The sequence below is a fragment of the Dyadobacter sp. genome (assembly GCF_051859145.1).
Classification (GTDB): Bacteria; Bacteroidota; Bacteroidia; order Cytophagales; family Spirosomataceae; genus Dyadobacter.
The window spans coordinates 31,560-40,167 of sequence record NZ_JBHYGF010000606.1 but is presented as its reverse complement, the minus strand read 5'-3'; the positions used below and the strand labels follow the sequence as shown (position 1 = coordinate 40,167).

The 8,608-nt window shown below is 47.8% G+C and carries 7 protein-coding genes; 2 read left to right on the top strand and 5 right to left on the bottom strand.

Going from position 1 to position 8,608, the window contains the following annotated elements:
* Positions 1-354: 354 nt before the first annotated feature.
* The 3 genes from ACTIE6_RS27235 to ACTIE6_RS27225 all read right to left on the bottom strand — a co-directional run bounded on the left by ACTIE6_RS27235 (position 355) and on the right by ACTIE6_RS27225 (position 4,687).
* On the bottom strand, positions 355-1,071 hold the full coding sequence (locus ACTIE6_RS27235; RefSeq protein ID WP_439559638.1) for an outer membrane lipoprotein-sorting protein: 717 nt from the start codon (positions 1,069-1,071) through the stop codon (positions 355-357).
* An 89-nt stretch (positions 1,072-1,160) separates the two neighbouring features.
* Positions 1,161-3,719, bottom strand: coding sequence for a TonB-dependent receptor domain-containing protein (locus tag ACTIE6_RS27230; protein WP_439559637.1), 2,559 nt, complete (start codon positions 3,717-3,719; stop codon positions 1,161-1,163).
* A 113-nt stretch (positions 3,720-3,832) separates the two neighbouring features.
* Complete coding sequence (locus tag ACTIE6_RS27225) at positions 3,833-4,687, bottom strand: polysaccharide deacetylase family protein (protein WP_439559636.1); 855 nt, start codon at positions 4,685-4,687, stop codon at positions 3,833-3,835.
* Positions 4,688-4,885: 198 nt separating this feature from the next.
* On the opposite strand from ACTIE6_RS27225, the gene ACTIE6_RS27220 reads away from it, so the two are divergent.
* Entirely contained in the window at positions 4,886-6,262 is a 1,377-nt protein-coding gene (locus ACTIE6_RS27220; RefSeq protein WP_439559635.1) for an enolase C-terminal domain-like protein, read from the top strand.
* Positions 6,263-6,272: 10 nt separating this feature from the next.
* On the opposite strand, the gene ACTIE6_RS27215 is transcribed toward ACTIE6_RS27220, so the two are convergent.
* Positions 6,273-6,785, bottom strand: a complete 513-nt coding sequence (locus tag ACTIE6_RS27215; protein ID WP_439559634.1) for a TlpA family protein disulfide reductase — start codon at positions 6,783-6,785, stop codon at positions 6,273-6,275.
* Positions 6,786-6,805: 20 nt separating this feature from the next.
* Positions 6,806-7,789 carry a DinB family protein gene (locus ACTIE6_RS27210; protein WP_439559633.1) on the bottom strand — a complete coding sequence of 328 codons (984 nt, stop codon included), beginning with the start codon at positions 7,787-7,789 and terminating at the stop codon, positions 6,806-6,808.
* A gap of 120 nt (positions 7,790-7,909) precedes the next feature.
* Here ACTIE6_RS27210 and ACTIE6_RS27205 point away from each other — a divergent pair.
* The coding region (locus ACTIE6_RS27205; protein WP_439559632.1) for a GlxA family transcriptional regulator at positions 7,910-8,608 on the top strand (699 nt) is incomplete at its 3' end.

The window sequence follows — 8,608 nt, the reverse complement described above, 5'->3', positions numbered from 1 at the left end:
CATAATGAGGTCAAGCGGGTGAGCGCCAACTTGTAACAAGGTTTCGCCAAAAGAAGCTGCTTCATGCACTGTAATTGGATTGACAAGATCCTGTATCAGGAACTTGGTAGCCAGTCTTACTATTGCGTGATCTTCAACCAGTAAAATCTGCTTCATTTGTACGAACGGACAAGTCTATGTTTTTCAGGGCTGTGTAAATGTAAATGCTTGTGGAAGGGGGGAGGATTGCGTAGTATTTCTTCAATACTTACGTAATAGCTTCTTTATTAGTTTTTGCAATTATACAACTATTTATGGTTCACGCATAAAAAAAGCGTCGCCGCGGCAACGCTTTTTTTAATGGATCTGAGCGAGCTATTTCACCGGTTTTTTGAAGATTGCTTCGTCAACAGGAGTGTTCACCGCTATTTTGTTCGTTATGAACGACATTGTTCCCATTTGCGGGTTTGAAATGTCCATTGTATTCGGAAACTTCACACCTTGTACCTCTTTGTAGTCCGAAAAGTCGATTTCACCTTCCTGTCCGTTCATAGTTGCCTTCACTTTGGTGATCAGGTATGTATTTGCATCCACGTATTCGTCAACTACTTGTCCCTCCGGCGTAGTCAGTTTCAGGTGGAAAACGTCTTTTTTGTCCACCTGCTCTTTGCCGACCAGCTCAACTTTGTTGCCTTTTTCCTTGTAGCCAACCAGTCCGCCAAAAGGATCAAGCGAGCTCATTTGCTGTTTCAGCTGATCTGCGGGCATATCTTCGGGTTCGCCCGTTCCGCCCATCATCGTCGGCCTGATCATCCAGCCTTTTGAATCGGCCACAACCTGCACCATCGAATTACCCATCACAGTTGATTCGTTTCTCACGGCTTTGCCAACAACAAGCGTCGTTTTGTTCGGGATTTCCATTCCCTGAACTGCCAGTGAGCGGTCTGTCACCAATGTATTAATAGCCTTGATCTTATCCATTCCACCTAATGCAGCTACGTGCTTGTCCACGATCTCGTCGACAGTCTGGGCAAAGGAGCCTGCCGAAATCAATGTCGCTGCAATGGCCAGGAAAAGTTTGTTCGTTTTCATATTTGAAGTTTTATTGGTTTTGCTAAAATTTTACGACAACAATCAATATCAATAGTTGACGATTAATAATTAAAAACGACGCCTAATTCCTATTTAGGCCCCCCGCCACCCGCAGGAGCACCGCCGCCTCCGCCTTGTGCGCCGTCGCTTTTCACGTCGTCGTTGTTGACAGACTTCGCTTTGCGTTTCGGCGCATCCATCGTCATTTTGCCGATTTTATAAGTGAAAGTAAGCCGGATCCCGCGGTTATAAAGATAAACATCATTTACCTGATTGAACTGGATCGAGTTCAGCTCCGTATGGATTTTATAACGCTTGCTCAGGAAGTTTTCAGCCGCGATACCTACGCTTCCTTTTTTGTTGCCAAATTCTTTCTTCACGCCCAGCGTGTAAAAGCCGAATCCGCCCTGCATACCTTGCAACTGCACCTGGTTACCCTGCATAAACCCGAATGCCTGCGCGCCCCAGCCGTTTTTAAATGTAGCCTGTGAAAAGATACCGCCGCTCACGTTGAAGCCGGTGTTGGTAAGCTCCTGGGAATCTCCATTTTGTCCGATGGTTTGTCCGGTCAGTTTTGTGTAAAAAACATTAGCAAACACACCGAAGTTGATTTTGGAAGTAGCTGCCACATTCGCGAAAATGTTGGTACCGTATGCGTGCTGCTTTCCGATGTTCTGGTAAGTAGTCACAATAGCGCCTGCGAGGGTATCGGAAGGCTGACGTACCTGCGAGATCGCATTGTTGGTAACCCGGCCGAAGAAAGTGGCATTCACGAATGTTTTCTTGATGTTTTTGGAAAGACCTACCTCAAAGTTGTTCGTCAGCTCGGGGCGCAACTCTGGGTTACCGATCGTGATATTTTGCGGGTTAGCGGAGTTAAAGTTCGGGTTCAGCTGCTGTAAGCCCGGGCGCTGGATCCTTCTGTTATAAGCCAGCTTCACCGTAGTTCCCTTGATGGTTTTGGATGCATTGAAGCTCGGTACCAGCACGCCATAGTTGCCTACGCCCACGGAGCCTTCATTGGTACTCGCATCAATAAATGTATGCTCGTAACGCACGCCACCTTTGAATGTATAACGCGACTTGGTCGTGTAAGTATAGGAAGTATAACCCGCCGCAATGTTCTGGTGGTAGAGCAGTGCGCCAGAGGGTTGGTCTGTTTCAGGGCGGAAGTCGCCCGTGGCGTCTGCGATCAGGAAGTTGTAATCACTGTTTACCTGACGGAAAATACCTTTTCCACCAAATTCCAGGAGCTGGTTCTTTTTAATGGGCGTCTGGTAGTCCGACTGGAATGTAAATTCCTGGTTGAGGTTTTTGTTCAGGTTACGCTGCCGGGAAGTAAGCTCATTGTTTCCATTCAGGATATTTGCGTCAAAATCATTGGTCAGGTCATTGCGGCTGTACAAGGTAGAAATGCTCCATTCCTGCTGCGGCTTGAAAGTATGCAGGTAATCCACGTTGACATCCACAGTACCCGAGAGATTCCTCGCATCCACATCGCGGCTCGAATTGAAATCCGTTTCACCGGTCCTGGTAATGCGCGTTATCAGGTCCTGGCGGTTGCTCAAATTGCGCACACCATATTTCACACCAGCAGTAAGGCTCTGATTTTTTGCGATATCGTAGTCAAATCCCAGGTTGTAGTTCCCAAACAAGCCCCGGCTGCTTCCATCGCCGGTCTGGCGCGTTACTGAAGTTACATTCTCAACCACGCTGGTTTGTTCCAAAGATGTTTTGGTAACGGTATTGTACATTCCGCGACCGAAACCGCCAATCGTAAAGCCTGCTTTTCCTTTACGATAACCGCCATTCAGTGACAGCATTGAACCTCTGTTACCCACGCCGGCATCCACATTCAGGTTCAATCCCTGCAAGCTGTTCTTTTTGGTAATGATATTGATAATACCACCCGAACCTTCCGCATCGTATTTGGCGGAAGGACTGGTGATTACTTCCACGCTCTTGATCTGGTCGGCAGGGATTTGTTTCAATGCGTCGGCCACACTGTTGGCGATAATGGTACTCGGTTTGTTGTTGATCAGTACGCGGATGTTCTGGCTGCCGCGCAGGGACACATTTCCGTCGAGGTCAACAGTGAGCAGCGGTACCTTGCGCAAAATATCTGTGGCGTCGCCGCCTTTGGCAGTAATATCTTTCTCCGCATTGTAAACGAGCCTGTCTACCTTTTCTTCGATCAATGCAGCCTGGCCTGTTACGGTAACTTCGTTCAGGGTTTTGGTATTGGAGCTCATTTTAATGGTACCCAAATCCAGTTCCTGGCCTTTTGCAAGTTTGATATTGTCAATGGTTTTATCACCATAACCAATAAATGAAAGCAGGACCTTGTAGTCGCCTTCGACAATTTTGGTCAATGCAAATTTCCCTTTCTCGTCAGCTACGGTCCCGTCGATAGCCTGCCCGCTCTTCTTATTGTAAAGAGCAATGCTCACGAATTCAATTCCTTGTGATGATGTTGAATCAATAACAGATCCGCTGATCCGGGCTGAACCTTTCGGGGCCTGGTCGCCGGCAGTACCCGGTAGCGCTTTGGGCTGTGTACTTCCGCCCATCGGAAATTGGGCCAATGCAGGAGTTTGAAGTGAAGCCAGAATGATGGTAATAGCGAGCAGAAGTTTTGACATTTTCATGGTTTTATTATTAACAGCATAAAAATGCGACAGAAACTTACTGCCGGAAAATAAAATATGACGAAGGCCGAAATATGCAGGATAAATGCAGCGTTGCCGCCGATGGGTGATACCTACGGATTCAACAGGTCTTTATAGGCAATGAGACGAATGCCTTTCTCCTTAATAGCTGCTTTCACCTTCTCACTTGTAAAAAGATCGGTCACGCCCTGTCTGTCAAGGGCCACATCTTCGTACCCGATGTGACTGATCGCCTGCAACTCGGCATCGTCCAATCCGGGATGGTCTACAAACAGGTAAGTTTTACCGGCTTCCAGTTTCCCGAGCATACTGATAAAACTCTTGATCTTTTCCGCCGAAGTCTTTTTGGGACCATCGTAAGTAGCATAACTGAGGTTGGCCGGTTCTGCATCTACCGGGATTTTGTATTCTTTCGCCAGGCGCTTTGTAAGCTCCCGTACCTCCGGACTGAGGCTAGTACATCCCATGTGTGAAGATATGTGGCTGATATGCGGCAGCTTGCGCATAGCTGTTTCGATCTGCGCGCGCATTTCCTTTTCTATATCGGCCAGTTTCCAGTTGTTTTCAAGTATGGACCGTTTGGGATAGTTCTTGTTTTCTCGTACCATCGGGAAAAAGTAACCGTCTTCGTCCCGGATGCTCGGACAGTCGGAAAGTGGCCGCCATTTCACATTGTCCCACTCGCTGGTGAGCGCAATGTGGATACCGACGTCTATCCCCGGATTAGCCTGCAACATTTTCACCGCTTCGGGAAACCAGGGGGAAGGTACGATCACTTCAATGGAGGTTTGAATACCTTCTTTGGAACATTTTAGTAAAGCCACGTTCCCCGAATGCGAATAACCCATATCGTCACCGCGAACAATAAGCCGCGGCGCATTGCTTTGCTGCGCAATGCCCGCAATGGAAACAAGTAAAAGCAGGATTGTGTAAAATGTATTTTTCATGTCTGTAATGCCCGTAAGTATTTATCTTAACAAAGTCTTGTTGTTCCGTGATCTAACCTTGGCAGTTGTGCCAGTCTTTTACCAAAATTACCTGTGTCATTCAAGCATACGGTAAGGGTAGAAACCCGCAACAGGCAGTCTTAGTACCGGCAGATAGCACAATCTGCACAGCACTGAACCCAGCTAAACCTGCACAAGATGAACCGACGGGAGTTTACCCAATCCGCGATTACGCTGGCTGCCGCCGGGGTAGGGGCGCCAAACTTGTATACTAAACCTGCAACCATGAAAAAGATCAAGATCAGTAAGGTAAGTTCAAATTTTGAGCGCGAGCCGCTTAATCCTTACCGGTTTAAAGGCAGCGCAATTACCGATAGCTGGCAGGCTGTGGCCATGCTGGAATCGGAGTCGGGGATCAGGAAAGTGGGACTGGGTACCCAGGGTGTACTCTGGTCAGACTCAAAAGTGTTTGCTGCCCACTCCGAAAGTGCAGGCAATGCATTGATGTACGCAATGAGCGAGCACGCCCTGCAAATGCTCAAAGGTACCTCATTCACCGACCCGGTTACATTGCTCGAAGATCTGCTGCCGGAGGTTCTGGCTTACGGAAAGAAAATTACAGGTAACCCGGATCTGCGGAAAACATTTGCATTGAATGCGCTTGTTTGCGTAGATAATGCCGCGTGGCTGCTGTATGCGCAGGAAAATGGGTTGAAACAATTTGACGAACTCGTGCCCGCAGCTTACAAGCCAGGATTGTCGTACCGGCACGAAAAAGTGGCAAGCATCCCTTCATTCAGTGTGGGTACCACTGCGGAGCGGATCAGGCAGGCGGCGGATGAAGGCTATTTTATCATGAAATTGAAGACGGGCGCGCCGGGTACCCAGCAGGAGATGATCGAAAAGGATATCGCGTTTTTAACCGCAGTGCACAAGGCGATCGGCCATTTTGAAACACCTTATACAAAAGACGGAAAGATACCCTACTATTTTGATGCAAATGGAAGGTATGAGAAAAAGGAAACCTTGCTGCGGTTCCTGGATCATGCCAAAAAGATAGGCGCATTCGACCAGATAGCGGTAATTGAAGAACCCTTTGAAGAGGCCAATGAAGCATTTGTAGGAGACCTGGGCGTAAGAGTGGCCGCCGACGAAAGTGCGCACACCGTAGAAGATGCCGCGCGGAGGATCGAGCTGGGCTATTCCGCCATAGCAGTGAAAGCGATTGCCAAAACGCTCAGTATGACAATGAAAATAACCCAGCTCGCCTACGAGAAGAAGGTGCCCTGCTTTTGCGCCGACCTTACCGTGAGCCCGATTCTGGTCGACTGGAACAAGAATGTGGCTGCCCGGCTGCAACCTTTTCCCGGCATGTCGGTGGGTTTACAAGAAACGAACGGACACCAATATTATAAGAACTGGGAGCGGCTGATGAGCTACCATCCAAAAGCCGAAAGCACGTGGACACGCACTAACAAGGGAGTTTATCTTACCGATTCGTCATTCTATGCTGAGAGCGGCGGTATACTTGCGCCCTCTGCACATTACGACGGCCTCTTTGAGACAATTGGCTAAGCTGGTTCTACTATTTGACCAGCTTTAAAGTTTTAAAAATCTCGGCATGCGGCTGTTCGCCTTCGTACGTTTTCACGAGGTTACCCGCTTTGTCGTAGATCGCGATATAAGGGAAAGAGCGGATTCCGTAGTAGCGTTGCACGAGGTAAGATGTGCCTTCCGTACCTACCTTGAAGTTGGGATAGCTTGCCAGACGGTGCTGCGTTACAAAAGGTTTCAGCATGCCCATTGACTGGAATGTGATCATAATCACTTGCTTGTCAGCTACCACCTGGTAATTCTTGATCAGGTCTTTGGTAAAATCCTGGCAGTGCTCGCAATCCGGCGAAAAGTAGATCAGTACTGCCGGGCCTTTTGCCAGCTGGGCGGAAGAGTACTGCTGCCCGCTGGCCAGCCGCATTTGAAAAGGCGCGATTTTATTAGGTACCGATTGTGCAAATGCAGCTGAAACGGCTGCGAACATTAAAAAACTAAGCGTGAATTTCTGGATCATTTCCTGGATTCTTTTTGTAAGAATCTGCAAGATATTAATCTTTTGATCTTCTAGCCTGCAACTTTTTCGGTTACTTTTTCAAGAATGTTGCGTAGCTGGTGCGCGTGTCTGCGGGAATGGCACACTACAAAATAGATCCATTCGTAGCGCGTCAATTCACCCACTTGCGGGAATGGAAACTCGGCGCAGGAAAGTGTCAGGTCTTGTGAGCGCGCGATTTCGGCGATGGCTGCTCTTTCTGCCTTGAACTCTTCAATAATCGTGTCAAGGTCGTAAGGTCCGTCGCCGGGAATATTGAAATCAGGCGCTTGCAGTTTGGTACTGAAGTCGAGAAAAATATCTTCAATTACCGGCACGGTTTGTCCCACCGGGCGGGTTGTTGGTGCGGTTTTTCCCATCATCATTTTGGGCAACCCTGTTTCAGATTGTAATAAATGATCTGTCACCTGGCCGGCAGTCCAGCTTCCTTCAAATGGAACAATATTGACCTGATCTGAGCTGAAAAACGTGAGTGCCGACAGGTATTCCGCTGTTGCTAGTTCAAGCGTTTTGGCGAGTGTTTCATTGTCAAGCAAATCACTGTCGTCCATTGGTTTTTCAGAAAGCTCTTTGATTTTCTCCAATGCTTTTTTCCAGGCTTGCGTCAGATCGTCAAAATATTTTTCGTCCATATCGCAGAAAACGCGCATTCTCACGCTGTCACCCTCCCGGCTGAGGAGATAGATTTCGTCAAAATTTTGCATTTGCTTCGCGATGTCACTCTCATAATCTTCAACACCTTTTGTTACAATGCCGTTATAAACAATCCTGATCTCTTCGAAGGGGCGGCTTACGTCAACAGTACCCGCAAGTCCGTTTCCTGATTCATCCATAAACAGTGCCTTGCTGCCTTCCTGCCAGTCACTTTCGGCAATACTTCCCATACCAAATACGTCCAGCCAATGGCAATTGTATCTTTTGTCCGTGATAACCTGCCAGATCCGGTAGTCAGGCGCCTGGATCAGTATCGATTCTTCAATCCGTTTTGTGTTCATAATAGATGTGGTTTTTAATAAGTTATATTGCAAACTTAGCCGGTGGGGGAGAGAAATAAAGGGGGCAAAGCCGTCAAGTTTAGGGTTGAACACGACAGACTATTTTTCTATTTTTGATTCATGAAGCACATATCTGTTCTCGTTCCAAGAGGTGATGTTGCACTCGGTACGATCGAAGGTCCTTTCAAGTTTTTCTCGTTTGTCAATGATTTTCTCGCTGCCATGGGAAGGCCGCCTGCATTCAAAATACAGTTGGTCGGCCTTACGCCGGAAGTGCAGCGGTACGGTGGTGTTTTTGCTGTATCCCCGCAAGCAACCATTGATACACTTCATCAAACAGATCTGGTGATTATTCCCGCTGTGAATGGCGACAGAGATACTGTGATTGAAGCTAACAAAGCATTTTTTCCATGGATTGCGTCCCAGCACAGGAATGGGGCAGAAGTGGCGAGCTTGTGCGTAGGCGCATTTTTATTAGCTGCAACCGGGTTACTCGCGGGGCGCAATTGCACAACCCACTGGATGTCCGCAGCTGATTTTAAAAGGATGTTTCCCGATGTGAACCTGATGGACGACCGCGTGATCACGGACGAGAACCGCGTTTATACCAGCGGCGGCGCGAATTCATTCTGGAACCTGCTCGTGTACCTCATTGAAAAGTATATCGACCGGGAGATGGCCATTTATACAACCAAATTCTTCATGATCGAAATCGACCGGAATTCCCAGTCGCCTTTTATCATGTTCAGCGGACAAAAGGAGCATGAAGATGATGTGATCAGAAAAGCGCAGGATTATATAGAAAAACGTTTTCAGGAA

Excerpts from the sequence above, each read along its gene's own strand:
- ACTIE6_RS27235 (WP_439559638.1), bottom strand. The coding sequence starts at position 1,071 with ATGAAAACGAACAAACTTTTCCTGGCCATTGCAGCGACATTGATTTCG.
- ACTIE6_RS27230 (WP_439559637.1), bottom strand. The coding sequence starts at position 3,719 with ATGAAAATGTCAAAACTTCTGCTCGCTATTACCATCATTCTGGCTTCA.
- ACTIE6_RS27225 (WP_439559636.1), bottom strand. The coding sequence starts at position 4,687 with ATGAAAAATACATTTTACACAATCCTGCTTTTACTTGTTTCCATTGCG.
- ACTIE6_RS27220 (WP_439559635.1), top strand. The coding sequence starts at position 4,886 with ATGAACCGACGGGAGTTTACCCAATCCGCGATTACGCTGGCTGCCGCC.
- ACTIE6_RS27210 (WP_439559633.1), bottom strand. The coding sequence starts at position 7,789 with ATGAACACAAAACGGATTGAAGAATCGATACTGATCCAGGCGCCTGAC.